18 protein-coding genes and 1 tRNA gene are annotated in these 16,996 nt (G+C 61.9%); 2 read left to right on the top strand and 17 right to left on the bottom strand.

Going from position 1 to position 16,996, the window contains the following annotated elements:
* Window positions 1–115: 115 nt before the first annotated feature.
* The 6 genes from GNZ12_RS31480 to GNZ12_RS31505 all read right to left on the bottom strand — a co-directional run bounded on the left by GNZ12_RS31480 (window position 116) and on the right by GNZ12_RS31505 (window position 5,457).
* On the bottom strand, window positions 116–742 hold the full coding sequence (locus GNZ12_RS31480) for a 50S ribosomal protein L25/general stress protein Ctc (protein WP_172316022.1): 627 nt from the start codon (window positions 740–742) through the stop codon (window positions 116–118).
* 164 nt (window positions 743–906) lie between these two features.
* On the bottom strand, window positions 907–1,863 hold the full coding sequence (locus GNZ12_RS31485; RefSeq protein WP_074285517.1) for a ribose-phosphate pyrophosphokinase: 957 nt from the start codon (window positions 1,861–1,863) through the stop codon (window positions 907–909).
* A 45-nt stretch (window positions 1,864–1,908) separates the two neighbouring features.
* Window positions 1,909–1,985, bottom strand: a tRNA-Gln gene (locus tag GNZ12_RS31490).
* Window positions 1,986–2,036: 51 nt separating this feature from the next.
* Entirely contained in the window at window positions 2,037–2,918 is an 882-nt protein-coding gene (gene ispE / locus GNZ12_RS31495; protein ID WP_172316023.1) for a 4-(cytidine 5'-diphospho)-2-C-methyl-D-erythritol kinase, read from the bottom strand.
* 65 nt (window positions 2,919–2,983) lie between these two features.
* The gene (gene lolB / locus GNZ12_RS31500) at window positions 2,984–3,616 is read right to left on the bottom strand and encodes a lipoprotein insertase outer membrane protein LolB (protein WP_172316024.1); all 633 of its coding nucleotides are present in this window, start codon (window positions 3,614–3,616) and stop codon (window positions 2,984–2,986) included.
* Complete coding sequence (locus GNZ12_RS31505) at window positions 3,616–5,457, bottom strand: tetratricopeptide repeat protein (RefSeq protein ID WP_172316025.1); 1,842 nt, start codon at window positions 5,455–5,457, stop codon at window positions 3,616–3,618. Before GNZ12_RS31505 ends, lolB begins: the two co-directional genes overlap by 1 nt.
* Window positions 5,458–5,544: 87 nt before the next feature.
* Between GNZ12_RS31505 and mutM the strand changes: the two genes are divergently transcribed.
* On the top strand, window positions 5,545–6,375 hold the full coding sequence (gene mutM / locus GNZ12_RS31510; protein WP_074285513.1) for a bifunctional DNA-formamidopyrimidine glycosylase/DNA-(apurinic or apyrimidinic site) lyase: 831 nt from the start codon (window positions 5,545–5,547) through the stop codon (window positions 6,373–6,375).
* Window positions 6,376–6,382: 7 nt separating this feature from the next.
* The gene (gene mutY, locus GNZ12_RS31515) at window positions 6,383–7,498 is read left to right on the top strand and encodes an A/G-specific adenine glycosylase (protein WP_172316026.1); all 1,116 of its coding nucleotides are present in this window, start codon (window positions 6,383–6,385) and stop codon (window positions 7,496–7,498) included.
* 27 nt (window positions 7,499–7,525) lie between these two features.
* Here the strand turns inward: mutY and GNZ12_RS31520 are convergent, their stop codons facing one another.
* From GNZ12_RS31520 to kdsD, 11 genes are all read right to left on the bottom strand, one after another.
* Window positions 7,526–8,158 (bottom strand): LON peptidase substrate-binding domain-containing protein, encoded by a 633-nt coding sequence (locus GNZ12_RS31520; RefSeq protein WP_074285511.1) that lies wholly within the window; start codon window positions 8,156–8,158, stop codon window positions 7,526–7,528.
* A 39-nt stretch (window positions 8,159–8,197) separates the two neighbouring features.
* Complete coding sequence (gene rapZ, locus GNZ12_RS31525; RefSeq protein ID WP_172316027.1) at window positions 8,198–9,091, bottom strand: RNase adapter RapZ; 894 nt, start codon at window positions 9,089–9,091, stop codon at window positions 8,198–8,200.
* A 110-nt stretch (window positions 9,092–9,201) separates the two neighbouring features.
* Window positions 9,202–10,170 carry an HPr(Ser) kinase/phosphatase gene (gene hprK, locus GNZ12_RS31530; RefSeq protein ID WP_012431656.1) on the bottom strand — a complete coding sequence of 323 codons (969 nt, stop codon included), beginning with the start codon at window positions 10,168–10,170 and terminating at the stop codon, window positions 9,202–9,204.
* A gap of 140 nt (window positions 10,171–10,310) precedes the next feature.
* Entirely contained in the window at window positions 10,311–10,826 is a 516-nt protein-coding gene (locus tag GNZ12_RS31535) for a PTS sugar transporter subunit IIA (protein WP_074285509.1), read from the bottom strand.
* Window positions 10,827–11,143: 317 nt separating this feature from the next.
* Window positions 11,144–11,500, bottom strand: a complete 357-nt coding sequence (hpf, locus tag GNZ12_RS31540; protein WP_028199089.1) for a ribosome hibernation-promoting factor, HPF/YfiA family — start codon at window positions 11,498–11,500, stop codon at window positions 11,144–11,146.
* Between the two features lie 170 nt (window positions 11,501–11,670).
* Window positions 11,671–13,188: an RNA polymerase factor sigma-54 gene (locus tag GNZ12_RS31545; protein WP_172316028.1), complete on the bottom strand. Its 1,518-nt coding sequence runs from the start codon at window positions 13,186–13,188 to the stop codon at window positions 11,671–11,673.
* A gap of 184 nt (window positions 13,189–13,372) precedes the next feature.
* A complete protein-coding gene (gene lptB, locus GNZ12_RS31550; protein WP_172316029.1) occupies window positions 13,373–14,158 on the bottom strand; it encodes an LPS export ABC transporter ATP-binding protein in 786 nt (261 codons plus the stop codon).
* Entirely contained in the window at window positions 14,155–14,826 is a 672-nt protein-coding gene (gene lptA / locus GNZ12_RS31555; protein WP_172316030.1) for a lipopolysaccharide transport periplasmic protein LptA, read from the bottom strand. The genes lptB and lptA overlap by 4 nt, the downstream gene beginning before the upstream one ends.
* A gap of 20 nt (window positions 14,827–14,846) precedes the next feature.
* Window positions 14,847–15,455, bottom strand: a complete 609-nt coding sequence (gene lptC / locus GNZ12_RS31560; RefSeq protein WP_172316031.1) for an LPS export ABC transporter periplasmic protein LptC — start codon at window positions 15,453–15,455, stop codon at window positions 14,847–14,849.
* Window positions 15,452–16,012: a KdsC family phosphatase gene (locus GNZ12_RS31565; RefSeq protein ID WP_172316032.1), complete on the bottom strand. Its 561-nt coding sequence runs from the start codon at window positions 16,010–16,012 to the stop codon at window positions 15,452–15,454. The genes lptC and GNZ12_RS31565 overlap by 4 nt, the downstream gene beginning before the upstream one ends.
* On the bottom strand, window positions 16,012–16,995 hold the full coding sequence (kdsD, locus tag GNZ12_RS31570) for an arabinose 5-phosphate isomerase KdsD (protein ID WP_172316033.1): 984 nt from the start codon (window positions 16,993–16,995) through the stop codon (window positions 16,012–16,014). The genes GNZ12_RS31565 and kdsD overlap by 1 nt, the downstream gene beginning before the upstream one ends.
* Between the last annotated feature and the right edge of the window lies 1 nt (window position 16,996).

The raw sequence follows: 16,996 nt of genomic DNA on the forward strand, positions 1-16,996 counted from the left end.
GTCGAACTCGGCCGAGCCGAAAAAAACCGAAAAAAAACCCGCCGGGGCGAACCTCGGCGGGTCACATCGACCGTTTCACAGAAACGGATCGAGAGGATTGCTCGCTCAGTGCAGCTTAAGCGGCCGGCTTTTCGCCTTCGCCTTCAGCAGCAGCAGCGGCGTCGCCTTCAGCGATTGCGCCAGCCGGGATCGTTGCCAATGCGACGACCGGGTTTTCTGCGTCAACGTGAGCAACCAGTGCCACGCCTGCCGGCAGGACGATGTCCTTAGCGTGCAGCGAGTGGCCCGCTTCGATCTTCACCAGGTCGACTTCGAGGAATTCCGGCAGTGCCGACGGCAGGCACTCGATTTCGATTTCGTTGAGGACGTGCGAGATCACCGCGCCCGACAGCTTCACTGCCGGGTTGGTCTCCTGGTTCATGAAGTGCAGCGGCACCTTGGTGTGCAGCTTCTTCTTCGCGTCGACACGTTGGAAGTCCACGTGCAGCACGAGCTGACGGAACGGGTGGTATTGCACGTCGCGCAGCAGAACCTGTTGCGACTTGCCTGCCACTTCCAATTCGAGGATCGACGAGTGGAAAACTTCTTTCTTCAGCGCGTGCCAAAGTGCGTTGTGGTCCAGTTCGACCAATTGCGTTTCAGCACCAGCGCCATATACGATGCCCGGGGTCTTGCCCGAGATACGCAGGCGGCGGCTCGCACCCGTACCTTGCAAAGAACGCTCGAAAGCGACTACTTTCATTTTGAATCTCCAATGCACTGCCCGCGACCAGGCAGTAAAAACGGGGCCTCCAAGCCGTTATGGCTGAGGCCCCAGAGCGATGGCACGAACCTTCGTTCGTTCATGCCAATTGTGCAAAAGCTCAGCGTGCGGTACTGCAACGCACACTGCGCCTTCGCAAATACTTAACTTTCAGCGAACAGCGACATCACCGAATCGCCGCGGCGAATCCGCGAGAACGTTTCGGCGAGCAGGCCGGCGCTGGTCAGCGAACGGATCTTGGCGCACGAGCGCGCTTCTTCGCCGAGCGGGATCGTATCGGTGACAACGAGTTCGTCGAGTGCCGAAGCTGCAATCCGCTCGCCTGCACCGCCCGACAGCACCGGGTGGGTGGCGTAAGCGAATACCTGCTTCGCACCGCGTTCCTTCAAAACCTGAGCTGCCTTGCAAAGCGTGCCTGCGGTGTCGACCATGTCGTCCATGATCACGCAGGTGCGGCCTTCGACTTCACCGATGATGTTCATCACTTCGGCAACGTTCGCCTTCGGGCGGCGTTTGTCGATGATCGCGAGATCGCAATTCAGTTGCTTGGCCAATGCACGGGCACGCACCACGCCGCCGACGTCCGGCGAAACGACCAGCAGGTTCTCGTAGTTCTGCTTGCGCAGATCGCCGAGCAACACGGGCGTAGCGTAGATATTGTCGACCGGGATGTCGAAGAAGCCTTGAATCTGGTCGGCGTGCAGATCCATCGTAATGATCCGCTCGACGCCGGCGATTTCCAGCATGTTCGCCACGATCTTCGCCGAGATGGCGACGCGCGCCGAACGCGGGCGTCGATCTTGACGGGCATAACCGAAGTAGGGGATGGCTGCGGTGATCCGGCCAGCGGATGCGCGCTTGAGCGCATCGACCATGATCATCAGTTCCATCAGATTGTCATTCGCCGGCGCGCAGGTGGACTGCAGGACGAAGACATCCTTGCCACGCACGTTTTCCTGAATCTCGACCTGGATTTCACCGTCCGAGAAACGGCTAACCATTGCTTTGCCGAGGGGAATACCGAGGATATTGACGACTTCCTGTGCAAGCGCGGGATTTGCGTTGCCAGTAAAAACCATCAGGCCGTCATGGCTGCTCATCGTGCACCTACTTCAGGCTGGGGGCGAGGGAAATGCGAGAAATTTTGGCAGGGGAGGAAGGAGTCGAACCTTCGAATGCCGGAATCAAAATCCGGTGCCTTAACCAACTTGGCGACTCCCCTACACTAACTTTGAGCTTCACCGAACGAGGGAACGTTCGACGAGGCAAAACTTTATGACGCGAAAGTAAAGAGTGGATGCTGATCGAGGCCTGCAGTCACTGCGCTGTTCCATTCGGCTGGCAGTTTGGCTTGCACCGCTTCTGCTTCAGCTTTACTACGGAACGCTGCAAATACACTTGCACCTGATCCAGACATCCGCGCTGGTGCGACGTTTTCAAACCATCGCAGCACTTGCGCTACTTCCGCGTATTTTCCCACGACCACCTGCTGCATGTCATTGCGGCCGAAACTTTCTGGCCATTCAGTGTTGCAGCTAAGTTCTGCAGGAAAGTCCGTAATTATGAGGGGTTTCGAATCTCTTGTCAACGCTTTTTCGGAAAAAATCGCTGCAGTTGGAACCTGAACCCTCGGCGTCACTACTAGGAAATGGCGCGGCGGCAATTGTACAACGACTAAAGCCTCTCCGACACCCTCTGCGAACGCATTTTTCCCAAAAATAAAAAACGGCACGTCGGCACCGAGCTTCAAGGCCAACGCTTGCAGTTCAAGGCGCGGCAAATCGAGCTTCCAGAGACGGTTTAGCGCGAGCAGTGTGGTGGCCGCATCGGAACTGCCGCCGCCGAGGCCCGCGCCCATCGGCAGGCGCTTCTCGATTTCGATATCGACACCCGCGGGCGAGCCCGTATGCGCCTTCAGGAGCGTTGCTGCGCGCACGGTGAGGTCGTGTTCCGGCGGCACGTCGGCGATCTCGGTGCTGCGCGTGATGAGTCCGTCGTCGCGCCGCTTGAAATGCAGCGTGTCGCCCCAGTCGAGCAACTGGAAGACGGTTTGCAGCGTGTGATAGCCGTCCGGCCGACGGCCGGTGATGTGCAGGAAGAGGTTGAGTTTCGCTGGCGCGAGACAATCGCGCAGTGAATCGGTCGTTTCAATCATGAGTCAGGGCTACATGCGCCATAGCGGCGCCGAAGAAGCGGCAAGGGGTGTGCGAACAGGCGCGACTACTGATCCAGCACGAGCTTGATATTGATCGGCGGTTCCGAACGGGCCAGGTTCACGCGCTTCACGCCGGTTGCTGGGGCATCGGCATACGCCAGGTAGTCGATCGTCCAGCCGTCCTGCGTGATCTGCTTCAGCCGCGAAGGCTGCTCCGCATCCTGCTCGGTCCTGGCGCGCGAAGTCGGCGCCGGCGAAGGCTGTAGCCAGTAGCGCAGCCCTTCGATCGGCAGCGCGAAGCCGAGCGCGTTCTGCATCAGCGTGGAGACGTTGTCGGCGGTGAGCGGTTGGCGGTTCGGCAGTTCGAGCGTGGCGGAAGCCGGCGACGAAGTCACGACCGCCAGCGTCTGGCCGAGCGGATTGCGCAATTGCACTGTGACCGTGTCACCCGTTTCCTGCCAGGTGAAGTTGCCATAGGCATTGCGCTGCTGGCCGTTCTGATCGTCGTACTGGATCGCGAAACGGCCTTGATAAGCACGCGTGGTCTGCGCTGTGACGGATGTCGCCGCATTCGACGTAGACGGCCCCTGCGGCTTCACCGATGCACAACCGGCCAACGCGACAACCGCTGCCGCTACGAATCCGAGCGCCGCGCCACGCGGCGCCCGGGGAAAGGAGATCAAGCGGGAAAGACGCATCAAAGATCGTTTACCTGAAGACGTTGCAGCGTTTTAACCAGCGTGTCGTTGTCCGGTTCGAGCTTGCGCGCGTCGCGGAAGGCGGCGCGGGCCTGATCCTGCGCGCCGGTTTTCCACAACACTTCGCCGAGGTGCGCGCCGATTTCGGCGTTCGGCTGCAGGTCGTACGCTTTGCGCAGCAACTTGATTGCATCCGACGTATCGCCCATCCGGTATTTGACCCAGCCGACGCTGTCCATGATGAACGCGTCGTTCGGCGCCAGCGACGAGGCCTTTTCGATCAGCTTGTCCGCTTCCGCGAGGCGCTGATTGCGATCGGCCAGCGAATAGCCGAGCGCGTTGTACGCCTGCGGGTTGTCTGGCTGCGTCTGGATCAGCTTGCGCAGTTGCGCTTCCATGATGTCGTAATGGCCGTTCTTTTCGGCGGCCATGGCGTAGTCGTAGGTGAGATCGGGATCGTCGGGGAAGTTTGCGGTAGCGTCTTGCAGGCGCGCTTCCGCCTCCGGGTAGCGCTTCGCGTCGAACAGAATGGCCGCGTCGGTGCGTGCAATCAGCGCCTGGTCACGTGGATCGGGCGCCTGCAGGCCGGCCAGCAGCTTGCGCGCGTCTTCAGTCTTGCCCTGCTTGGCGAGCAATTGCGCACGCGTGATCTGCGCCGGCACGTATTGCTGGCTTGCCGGTGAAATCTTGTTCAGCCAGTCGCTCGCCGCGGCTTCGTTCTTCTGTTCGAGCGACAGTTGCGCAAGATAGATATACGCCTGGCCCGGATCGGCGCCCGGCGTCTTTTCAGCTTGCTGCGCATACTGCGTGAGGTAGGTCTGCGCGTCGTTGAAATTCTTCTGCTGAATCTTGATCAGCGCGAGCGCCATCAACGGCGTGAGCTCACTCGCGTTGTTCTTGTGCATGACCTCGAACTGCTTCTGCGCGTCGTCCAGACGGTCGCTCGCGAGATACATCTGCGCGAGCGCGAGACGTGCGTCATGCGATTTCGGATTCTGCTGCACGTACTTTTCGAGCGATGCGATGCCTTCCGCGCGCTCCTCCGGGCCCATCTGCGACAGCGTCAGCGCGGCCGGCAAATAGTCCGGTTTGAGCGTGAGCGCCTGTTCGAGCGACTTGCGCGCGCCCGGCGCGTCGTCCGAAACGAGCTGCTGGCGCGCGATGGCCAGCTGCGCCTCCGGCCGGTTCAGGTCGTTCTTCAGCAGGTCTTGCAGCACATGCAAGCCGCCAATCCGGTTCGGACCGCGCGAGAGCAGCAGTTGCAGCGCCAGAATCGCGCTGCCGCGGTTATCTGCGGGCACTTTCGCGAGTTCACGGGCGAGGATCGGCGCGGCGTCGTCAGGCTTGCCGGACAGCACGAGCAGTGACGCGTCGAGTTGAGCGGCCCGTTCCGAATCCGGCGCATACTGCTGCCACAATTGCGCGGCGGCCAACGCGTCCGACGGGCTTTGCGCGGCCAGCGCGATTTCCGTGGCGCGTTGCGCCATGCGCGGATCATGCGTGTCGCGCGCGAGCGCGAGGTAGGTCTGGTAGGCGGGCGCCGGCTGGTCGCGTTGCAAGGCGACTTCAGCGGCGAGCACCTGGAATACGATCTGGCTGGACAGAGGCACGCCCGGCAGAGACTTCTGGTCTTCTGCCGTCGCCGGGCCGAGCGGGTCCGGCAGGGTGACGGACGTGTCATCCGAGTCTGGCGATGGGTCCTGCGCGTGCGCGGGCACGGCAGCCAGGGCCCAGACGGCGAGCGCGGCGGCACCGAGCATGCGGCGAGCGGATACGGCGTGCGGCACGCGGGATGCGCTAGCCGGGCGCTTCGAAAACAGCTTCACGAAGGACAAGTTCATGGAAATCCGTTCAATGTTTCGGACGATTGTAACGCGCTCGCTACAATACGCGCACAACCAACGACGCAAGTTGCAGACCAGTTAGACATGCCAGAGCTGCCAGAAGTTGAGGTTACCCGAAGGGGAATTGAACCGTATGTGTCCGGCCGCAAGGTTGAACGCGTCGATGTACGCACGCCCGCGCTGCGTTGGCCGATTCCGGCGGACCTTGCGAAAACCTTGCGCGGTAGCGTGGTGCGCAAGGTCGAGCGGCGGGGCAAGTATCTGCTGTTCGAAATCGACGCCGGCTGGTTCATTGTGCATCTCGGCATGACCGGCACGCTGCGTGTGCTGCGTCATGTGCCGCAGCCACCGGCCGCGGCAAAACACGATCACATCGACTGGATTTTCGACGAGTTCATTTTGCGCTATCGCGATCCGCGGCGCTTCGGCGCGGTGCTGTGGCACCCGCGTGAAGCCGGCGACGTGCTCGAGCATCCGCTGCTCGCGGGCCTCGGTGTCGAGCCGTTTTCGCCGGCATTCTCCGGCGCGTTGATGCACCGGCTCACGCGCGGGCGCAAGGTGTCGGTGAAGCAGGCGTTGCTGGCGGGGGAGATCGTGGTCGGCGTGGGTAATATCTATGCGTCCGAAAGCCTTTTTCGCGCGGGTATCCGGCCCACCACCGCGGCGGGCCGCGTCTCGCTCGTGCGCTACGATTTGCTGGCGGACGCTGTGCGCATCACGCTCGCCGCAGCGATCGAAAAGGGCGGCAGCACGTTGCGCGATTTTGTCGGCAGCGATGGCGAAAGCGGTTACTTCCAGCTCGACTATTTCGTCTATGATCGCGCGGGGCTGCCATGCCGCGTGTGTGGAACGCCGATCAAACAGATCGTGCAGGGGCAGCGTTCTACGTACTTCTGTCCCACCTGCCAGCGCTAAATATTCAATGCCTTCTCGTCTAAGCCCGTCTGCCCCGTCCGCTGCGCCTGCTTTTCCCGTCATGTCTGATTTTTCCGCGCGGTTGATTGCGTGGCAGCGCCAGCATGGCCGTCATGACCTGCCATGGCAGAACACGCGCGACCCATATCGCATCTGGCTGTCGGAAATCATGCTGCAGCAGACCCAGGTATCGACGGTGATTCCGTACTACGCAAAGTTTCTTGCGCGTTGTCCGGATGTTGCCTCGCTCGCCGCCGCGCCGGCTGACGACGTGATGGCGTTGTGGGCCGGCCTCGGCTATTACTCGCGCGCACGCAATCTGCACCGTTGCGCGCAGGTGGTGGTCGAGCAGCATGGCGGCGCGTTCCCCGCTTCGGCCGACGAACTCGCGGAATTGCCGGGTATCGGCCGCTCGACTGCGGCGGCGATCGCCTCTTTCGCGTTCGGCGCGCGCGCGACGATTCTCGACGGCAACGTGAAGCGCGTGTTGGCGCGGGTTTTCGGCGTCGACGGTTTTCCGGGGGAAAAGAAAGTCGAGAACGCGATGTGGACGCTGGCGGAATCGTTGCTGCCGTCCAACGCAACGGACGACGACGTCAGTGCATACACGCAAGGCCTGATGGACCTCGGCGCAACCTTGTGTGTGCGCGGCAAGCCGGACTGCCTGCGCTGCCCGTTCGCCGCCGACTGCGTGGCCAACGTGACCGGACGTCAGCGTGAACTGCCCACGGCACGACCGAAGAAAGCGGTGCCGACGCGCCGCACATGGATGCTGGTGCTGCGCGACGGCAACGCCGTGATGCTGGAAAAGCGTCCGCCTTCAGGCATCTGGGGCGGCTTGTGGAGTCTGCCTGAAGCGGCCGACGAAGCCGCGCTTGCCGAGCGTGCGCGCACCTTCGGTGGCGACGGAGCGGTTTCGCCGCTCGCGCCGCTTACGCACGTCTTCACGCATTTCAAGCTGGATATCGAGCCGCGGCTCGCTGAGCTGGATCGCGGTGTGGGCGCATTAGTTGCCGCAGGCGACGCGGACACCGCATGGGTCGCATTAAACGATCTCGACTCGTTCGGTGTGCCCGCGCCGGTGCGCAAGCTACTGGATAGTTTGCACGGCTCGCTGCTCTAGCCAACGCCGAGCAAAAAGCACGTCAAATCAAAGCAACTGATGCTGCTGCATATAGTGATGAACCACGTCGATTCGCGCGCCGGCGTCCTGCAACTCCATCAGTTTTTGCCTTGCACGAAGGGCGATGGGCAACACTTCCGCGAGCCGGTTCGACACCCATGACGGATCTTCCAGTCTGAACGGTTCCGCGAACGGCAAGCTGTCAGGGTCGCGTTCGCGGATCGTTGCGATGATCCGTTCGAGCACTTCCGCGCATGCGCCGAATTTGGCCAGTTGCTCATTGCCCTCGAGCGGTATGTCTTCCCCGAGCGGCTCCGCCATGCCGACCAGCAAGCCGCTACTCTCCACGCGATGCGACAGCAGGCGAAACCGCCGCGTGCCGCGCGCCCGAATCAGCAGCATGCCGAAGGCTTCGACATCGCACTCTTCGATTTCGGCGAGACAGCCAATTGCTTCGGGCACCGAAGGCTCTTGCTCGCGCGCCACTTCCGCGCCGCTTTTCAGCAGACACACGCCGAACGGCGTTTTTTCACGCAGACAGTCGCGCGCCATATCGAGGTAGCGCGCTTCGAAGATTTTCAGCGGCAGCAGTCCGTCGGGGAACAACACCGTATGCAGCGGAAACAGCGGCACATCGGCAAGCACAGTAGAAGAAGACATGGCGCAACGCTTCGAGTTGAGGCCGCGCGATGCGGCCGGTTAAGCCACTAACTTCGATGATTCGCCGATGTCGACCGGCGCATCGCGGTGCCGCACAATGACATTCGCCGAAGTTGCGAGACGCGCGGCGAGCGTCTCCGCAATGAACACCGAGCGGTGCTGGCCACCCGTGCAACCGATCGCGACCGTCAGATAACTGCGATTGTCGTCACGGAAATGCGGCAGCCATTTGGCGAGAAATTTTTCGATGTCGTCGATCATTTCATGCACGACCGGCAGCGCGTCGAGAAAATCGATCACCGGTTTGTCGAGGCCTGTGAGCGCCCGCAATTCATGATCGTAGTACGGGTTCGGCAGCGTGCGTACGTCGAAAACATAATCGGCGTCGAGCGGCACGCCGCGTTTAAAGCCGAAGGACTCGAACATCAGCACGAGCCCCGCATCTTCCTGCTCGATGAAGCGTTTGACCCACGCACGCAGCACGTTCGCGCGCAGATTGCTGGTGTCGATCTGATGGCCGAATTCGGCGAGACCCGCCACGAGTTCGCGTTCGCGTTCGATTGCTTCGGCGAGGGACGTCAACAGGCCGACGTCCGCATCGTGCGCGGTGGAACCGGACAGCGGATGGCGGCGGCGCGTTTCGGAGAAGCGTTGAATCAGCGACTGCGTGCTTGCGTTCAGGAAGAGTACGCGCACGTCGTGGGCGCGCGACAGGTCGCGGATCATCGCGGGCATTTCGTCGAGCGAAGCGCTCGAGCGCGCGTCGATGGCGACCGCGAGGCGTTCTTGGCCGCCGTCGGCGAGAAAGTTGGCCAGTTGTGGCAAAAAACGCGGCGGCAGATTGTCGACGCAGTAATAGCCTGCGTCTTCAAGCGCGTTCAGAGCAACTGACTTGCCGGAGCCGGAAATACCGGTGATCAGGATTATGCGCATGGAGTCGTGAAATCCGTACAGTTCATCATAGCATCTGGTCCCCGTGCGCGTGCCGCCTCAGCCTGCCGTTGGCTGCGGGCGTGGCACGGCGCCGCGGGGGTGCCGCGGACTCAGATCAATTTGCCGGGAAACTGGCTGTCCGGGTCCTGCATTGCCAGACGCTGGCGATCCATGAAGTCGCGCAGCGTATCGATGCCGCGCAGTTGCAGAATCGTGTTGCGCACAGCCGCCTCGACCAGAACCGCGAGGTTTCGGCCGGCCGCCACCTGAATCGTGACTTTGCTGATCGGCAAGCCGAGCACGTCGACGGTTTGGCTTTCCAGCGGCAGCCTCTGGAACTCGCCGTCGGGACGGCGCACAAGTTGCACGATCAGTTTCAGCTTCATTTTGCGGCGTACCGCGGTTTCACCGAAGATCGTCTTGATGTCGAGCAGGCCGAGACCGCGCACTTCGAGCAGGTTTTGCAGCAGCGGCGGGCAGCGCCCTTCGACAAAATCCGGCCCGAGGCGCACGAAATCGACCGCGTCGTCGGCAACGAGGCCGTGGCCGCGGCTGATCAGTTCCAGCCCGAGTTCGCTCTTGCCGAGGCCGGAATCGCCGGTAAGCAGCACACCCATGCCGAGAATGTCGAGAAACACGCCGTGCAGCGTGGCGCGCGGCGCGAGAATGCGCGACATGTAGAGGCGCAGGCTGTCGATCACCGCGGCGGCGGACATGGGTGTGGTGAAGAGCGGCGTGGACGAACGCGTGCAGCGCAGCACCAGTTCCGGCGGAGCGGCGACGCCGCCCGCCACCACCAGAAACGGCGGCTCCAATGCGATCAGCTCGGCCATGTGGCGCGAGCGGTCTTCGTCGGTTTGGCGCTTGTAGTAGTCGATTTCGGCGTCGCCGAGTACCTGGATCCGGTTCGGGTGGATCAGGTTCAAGTGGCCGACGAGGTCGGCGCTCGACGTGGCATTGGCGACCGATTCCGAAGAAAAGCCGCGCTCCCAGCCTTCATGCCCCGTCAGCCAGCTCAGCTTCAGCATGGCGGCGTTGTCGTCGAAAATACTCTGGGCGTTGATGCTGGACGTATCCATGAGTCAGTGACTCCAGTGTGGGCCGCTTTGCCAGGCGAAGGGGCGGGCGCGTTAACGCGGGCCGTTTACCTTGCCGGGTTGTACCCGCATGTGTGCGGGTAACTGGTCGAATAACCGGCGTGCGGAGAACCGCCGATGCATCAAGGTTGCCACTGAGTGAGCAGGCGATGCAATGATTCGCGGTCTTCTTCCGTATGCAGGCGCTCGCGGGCCTCGCGATCGGACAGCAACTGGGCGATTTCCGAAAGAATTTCGAGGTGCTGCTGGGTGGCCTGCTCGGGAACGAGCAGGAAGATCAGCAGCGAGACCGGCTGGCCGTCGGGCGATTCGAAGGGGATAGGTTCGGCGAGGCGGACGAACGCGGCGAGCGGTTGCTTCAAGCCTTTGATCCGGCCATGCGGAATCGCGACGCCTTCGCCGAGCCCCGTCGATCCGAGGCGCTCACGCGCAAACAGATTGTCAGTGACCGTGCTACGGGCGATGCCGTTCTGGTTCTCGAAGATCAGGCCCGCTTGCTCGAATACGCGCTTCTTGCTGGTGACCGATAGTCCGACGACGACGTTCTCGAGGGGAAGAAATTTGGCTAAACGATTCATGTTGACAGGCGAAAACGTGGCCTGGGTTCTCCTCGCTGGGGCGTTTGAGTGGTGTTCCATTCGTTTGAGGCTCCCGGCGACGTGCGTTGGAGTCCGAAAGCGCAGGACTCCGGCCGACCGATTTCCGTTTGAGCTAACTTGACCCCGATGGTAACCGGAACATTATAGATCAGGGTAGCAGCGGATGGTGCGGCGCGCCATCCATGCATGATGGGTTTCTTTGCAGGATTGATCCGATCGACGCGGCTGCGCGAGAAAGGCGGCCTGAAACGAAAAACCGCCCGGTTCCGGGCGGTTTGGCTACCTATATGCCTATAGGCAAATGCAGGCAACTGAGGAAAAAACGAAGGAAAGTGAAGAAAACCTTCTAATGTTCCTTATTGCGGCGGCACGTCCAGGAGCGGTGCCGGTTGGTACTTGATCGCATCGTGCTGATGGCCCTGCAGGCGATCCTTGTGGCGTATCACTTGCCGGTCTAGCTTGTCGATCATCAGATCGATTGCAGCGTAGAGATCGCTGTCACAGCTCTCGACAAAGATATCTTTGCCCTTGAGGTGCAGGTTGATTTCAACCTTTTGACGCTTTTCCTTTTCCTTGTGGTTGTCGACCGAGAGGACCACACTGCCGTCAATTACCTGATCAAAATGTCTTAGCACCCTATCCAGTTTGGTGATCACGTATTCGCGCAACGCAGGCGTTACTTCGAGGTGGTGTCCACTGATCTGCAGATTCATAGTGCTTCTCCAAGCTAGAGGCCGCTTGTTCCGCACGATGACGAAGGTCCGGTCGATCTGTCGGCTTGCCTGAGTCGCCCCCCGGTGACTGACTTCTGGCAGGTCGCATCGGCCGGCCTGTCCGCCAACTGCGGAGCGGCCGGTAAATGCCCGTCGCGGGAGGCGGCGGGCTACAGAGACTTGCGCAGGTTGACTGCCGGAATCTTGAGCGCTTCGCGATACTTCGCAACGGTACGCCGTGCGACGACGAAGCCCTGTTCCGCCAGCAGTTCGGCTATGCGGCTGTCTGAAAGAGGAGATTTCGGGTTTTCCGCTCCTATCAGTTGCTTGATGAGCGCGCGAATCGCCGTGGAAGAGGCCGCGCCGCCCGTGTCAGTCGAAACGTGTGATCCGAAGAAGTACTTAAATTCAAGCGTCCCGAATGGGGTCAGCATGTATTTACCGGTTGTCACACGCGAGACAGTTGACTCGTGTAGGCCCAGCGTATCAGCAATTTCTCGCAAAACCAAGGGGCGCATGGCAATTTCGCCATGCACAAAAAAGCTCTTTTGACGCTCGACAATGGCCTGCGCAACCCGGAGGATCGTCTCGAAACGCTGCTGGATATTTTTGATCAGCCAGCGTGCTTCCTGCAGTTGCTGGCGCAACGATCCGCTGCCCGGGTCGCCCCGGTTATTGCGCAGAATATTCGCGTAAAGGTGGTTGATGCGCAGCTTCGGCACCACTTCCGGATTCAGCTCCGCCTGCCAGCCCTGTGCCGTTTTGCGCACCATGATGTCCGGCACGACATAGTCCGCTTCCGCCTTGCCGTAAGCGGCGCCGGGAAACGGCTCGAGCGAGCGGATCAGTACGTGCGCATCGCGCAACTCGTCGTCGTTCGCCTTCAGATGCTTGCGCAGGCGCGTGAAATCGCGTGCCGCGAGCAGTTCCAGATAGTGGGCGACGATGTCGAGCGCAAGCGTGCGCGTAGGCGACTGTTCGAGCCGCAGCAATTGCAGCTTGAGACATTCGGACGCCGAGCGTGCCCCAACCCCCGCAGGATCGAAGCTATGCAGCAGCGCAAGCGCCGCATTCATTTCGTCGAGATCGACTTCGAGCTCGTCAGGCAGGTCAGTCAGCACTTCGTCGAGCGTGGCGGCGAGGTAACCGTCGTCGTCGAGCGATTCGATCAGGAAGGTGATCAACGCGCGGTCGCGCTGGCTCGCCTGGGTGACGCGAAGTTGCGCCATCAGGTGATCGCGCAGCGAGGTGCTCGATTCGTGGATTTGCAGCGGCGGCAGATCGTCGTCGTCCGAGGCATTGCCGGAGCGGCCGTAGTCGCTGAGATCCCATTGCGACCCGTCGCCGTTGCTGTCGCTCGCGAGGCCGTTGTATTCGTCGACACCCTGCGGCTCGCCGTTCTCGGCGCGCTCGCTGCTGCTGGTGGATGAAGACGAGGTATTGCCGCCCATCTGGTCGGGCGGCGGGGAGGAATTGGGCGCCTGGGCGATCAGCGAGCCGTCGGCTGCCACGCGCAGGGGACTCGCGATCCAGTCGTCCTCGTTTTCGAGGAGCGGATTCTGCGAGATCGCCATTGCGACTTCCTGCTGCAGTTCGAGCGTGGACAGCTGAAGCAGCCGGATGGACTGCTGCAGTTGCGGGGTCAGCGCAAGATGCTGCGATAGGCGGAGTTGGAGGCTGGCTTTCATGGCAAGTTGAGATTCATTGTAGAGAGTTTGCCACGACCGCGATACATTGCGAATTCGCAATTACGCGTGCGCCCGTTTTCGGCGGCGCTGGGCGCGGGACGGCCCAAGTCAAAAGTGCTGATGTGCGGATGCCGCAAAAGGTCCGGCGAATGCGCGCTCGCACCGCCGGTAATCCCTTGTGCACTTACATGCGGAAGTGTTCGCCCAGATAGACGCGCCGCACGCTTTCGTTTTCGATGATGTCGCTCGGCGCACCTGCGGCCAGCACGCTGCCGTCGCTGATGATGTAGGCGTGGTCACAGATGCCGAGGGTTTCGCGCACGTTGTGGTCGGTGATCAGCACGCCAATATTGCGCTGCTTCAGAAATTTGACAATCTTCTGGATTTCCAGCACCGCGATCGGATCGACGCCCGCGAACGGTTCGTCGAGCAGAATGAAGCTCGGATTGGTGGCCAGCGCACGAGCAATTTCAACCCGCCGACGCTCGCCGCCCGACAGCGACAGCGCCGGATTCTCCCGCAGGTGAGCAATCTGCAGTTCGTCGAGCAAGGCTTCGGTGCGACTCGTGATGGTGTCTTTGCTGAGCCGCTTGCCGTTGTCCTCGTGCTGCAATTCCAGCACCGCGCGAATGTTTTCCTCGACGCTGAGCTTGCGGAACACGGACGCTTCCTGCGGCAGATACGACAAGCCCAGTGACGCGCGCTTGTGAATCGGCAGCAAGCTAATCGACTTACCGTCCAGATCGATTTCACCTGCATCGAGCGGCACGAGGCCGACGATCATATAGAACGAGGTGGTCTTGCCGGCGCCGTTGGGGCCAAGCAGGCCGACCACTTCGCCGCTTTTCACGTCGAGCGAGACGTCTTTGACGACCGTGCGCGAGCCGTAACGTTTCTTCAGGTTGCGGACCGCCAGCGAACTGCTGGTGCCGGCCGGTTTGCGATTGGGGAGGGACGCGGAGGAACTCACTGACTCGGTGCTCCCTGGATCGTGGTGGACGGCGCGAGCGTGGCCGACGCGCCGTTCAGGGGCGCCGCGCCACCATTGCGTGGCGCCAGCATTGCGCGCACGCGGCCAGTCGGGTTGCCCGGGCTGGCGACGTCCTTACCTGCCTTCGCGGTGTAGAAGTCGTTCTGGCCGTCATACGTGATGACGCTGCCGTGCACCTGATCCATGACCGTCGAGAGGCCTTGCAGGCGCTTCACGGTAGCGTTGGTGGTGAGCGTGGTCAGATCCTGCTTGCCGTCGTAGTCGATACGAATGGCCGTGCCTTCGATGTATTCATCGAGGCCTTCGCGTTTCTGGCGGAAATACGACAGATTGCCGCCGCTCGACGTGCCGGTGGCGTACTGGTAGCCCTGCGGGTCTTGCGTCACTTCGACGCGATCGGCCTTGATCACGATCGTGCCTTTGGTGGCGACCACGTGGCCGGTGAAGATGTTGACCTGCTTGAGGTCGTCGTAGGTCATGTTGTCCGCTTCGACGTTCAGTGGCTTGTCCTTGTCGGCGCGGTCGGCGTGCGCAAGCGGCGCGAAGCCGGCGAGCGGCAACGCGACAATCAGCGCAGCGAGTCCGGCGCGGCACGCGGACAGGGTGCGCGAGCGGCCGGTATCAAAACGGGGGAACGATTCGTTCATGCAGTCACGCCTGGAATGGATTACCCGGGTTGCTTGGGCGAGCTGGCGGAGCCTTCGGACGCGGCAATCGCGCCCTTCACATTGCCGAACAGCTGCATCACCCGGGTGACGTTGTTGTAGTTCATGCCGCTGGCAGTCATCACAGACATGCCGCGCTGAAGTTTAACCGGCTTTTCGGTCTCGATCACATCGTCGTTGACCAGCACCCTAAAATGCTGCGAATCCGCTTGCATCTGCGGATCGCCGTTGCCGGCGGCCCGTATGATGCGCGCGTTGTCGTACAGATTGACGATCGAGGCGTCGCCGTTGACCGTACCGGTGTCGCCGGTCGCGGTGACGATCGGCTTGCCCGGCTGGAACGCGCGCATGGCCGGCTTGACCAGATCGCTCAGCTCGTCGTCTTCGTAGTGGATCAGGCTGGTCGCGGTCAGGCGGTATTGCGTCGAGCCCGACTGATCGAGTTCGGAAACCGAAAAGTTGTCCGCGAAGTAATCGGGCGTGTGCTCCTTGGGGCGCACCACGTCTTCGTTCTGCCGCGGCAGCGTGGCTTGCAACAGCCACCATGTAATGCCGGCAAGCGCCGCCATCGCGACGAGCGGAATCAGTGAGGTCCAGCGAAACCGATTCATCCGACGAGGCCTCGCTGTTCGCCGCTACAGGCTGCCGCGAGCAGAGCCTCATATTTGTGCTGCGCGCGCAGCAGCGTGTCGCAGACTTCCCGCGCGGCGCCGTGGCCACCGCGCGCCTCGCTGACCCAGTGGGCGCGCGCGATCACTTCAGGATGCGAATTGGCTGGCGCCGCCGCGAAGCCGACCTTCAGCATCACGCCGAGATCGACCCAGTCGTCGCCCATATAGCCGCATTCTTCCGCTGTCAGGCCGGTTTGCTTGAGCAGGTCGGCGAACGCCTGGGGTTTGTCTTGCACGCCCTGATAGACGTGGGTGATATTCATTTCTTTCGCCCGCGCCGCGACGATGCCCGACTTGCGCCCGGTGATGATCGCCGTTTCGATGCCGGCCTCGCGCAGCAGCTTCATGCCGTGCCCGTCCATCGAGTGGAACGCCTTCATCGTGTCGCCTTCCGCCGTAAACAGCAGGCCGCCGTCGGTCAGGACGCCGTCGACGTCGAAAATCATCAGCTTGACGCGGCTTGCGCGTTCAGTGGCGGTAAGGGGGGCGACAGCCATCAGATCACCTTCTTCGAGAACAGGTCGTGCATGTTGAGTGCGCCGATCAGCTTGCCTGCTTCGTCGACGACCAGCATCTGATTGATGCGGTGGCGCTCCATCAGTTCCACGGCTTCGACAGCAAGGTGATCCGGACCGATGGTGCGCGGCCCGGCGGTCATCACTGAAGCAATCGACAGTTGGCGGAAATCGCCGTCGCGTTCAAGCACGCGGCGCAAGTCACCGTCCGTGAAGATGCCGGTCACGTGATCGTTGTGATCGACGATCGCCGTCATGCCCATACGTTTGGCGGTCAACTGGAACAACGCGTCGCGGACGGTCGCATCGGGCATCACCTTGGGTACCTGGTCGCCGGTGCGCATGACGTCGCGAACATACGTGAGCAGACGCCGGCCGAGCGCGCCGCCCGGGTGCGAGCGGGCGAAATCGTCCCGGCCAAAGCCGCGCGCGTCCAGCACCGCGACCGCGAGCGCATCGCCGAGCGCGAGCGCGGCGGTGGTGCTGGCGGTCGGCGCAAGATTCATCGGACAGGCTTCTTTCGACACGGCGGAATTCAGATGCACGTCGGCCAGTTGTGCGAGACTCGACGACGGGCGGCCCGTCATCGCAATCAGCTTCGAGCCGATCCGCTTGATGAGCGGCAGGATCGCCACGAGTTCTTCAGTTTCACCGGAATTGGACAGCGCGAGGAACACGTCGTCTGCCGTGACCATGCCGAGGTCGCCATGACTGGCTTCCGCCGGGTGAACGAAGAACGCCGGCGTGCCGGTGCTGGCAAGCGTGGCCGCCAGCTTGCGGGCCACGTGGCCGGATTTGCCGATGCCGGAAACGACGACGCGTCCACGGCAGCCGAGGATGAAGTCGACCGCCCCGACGAAGCCATCGTCGAGTTGATCGCGGAGCGCGCGCACGGCGTCCGCTTCGATGTCGAGCACGTCACGAGCGAGCGCGAGTGCCCTGTCGCCATTGATTTTCGCTATCATT

It is taken from the genome of Paraburkholderia solitsugae (genome assembly GCF_013177695.1).
In the GTDB taxonomy this organism is placed as follows: domain Bacteria; phylum Pseudomonadota; class Gammaproteobacteria; order Burkholderiales; family Burkholderiaceae; genus Paraburkholderia; species Paraburkholderia solitsugae.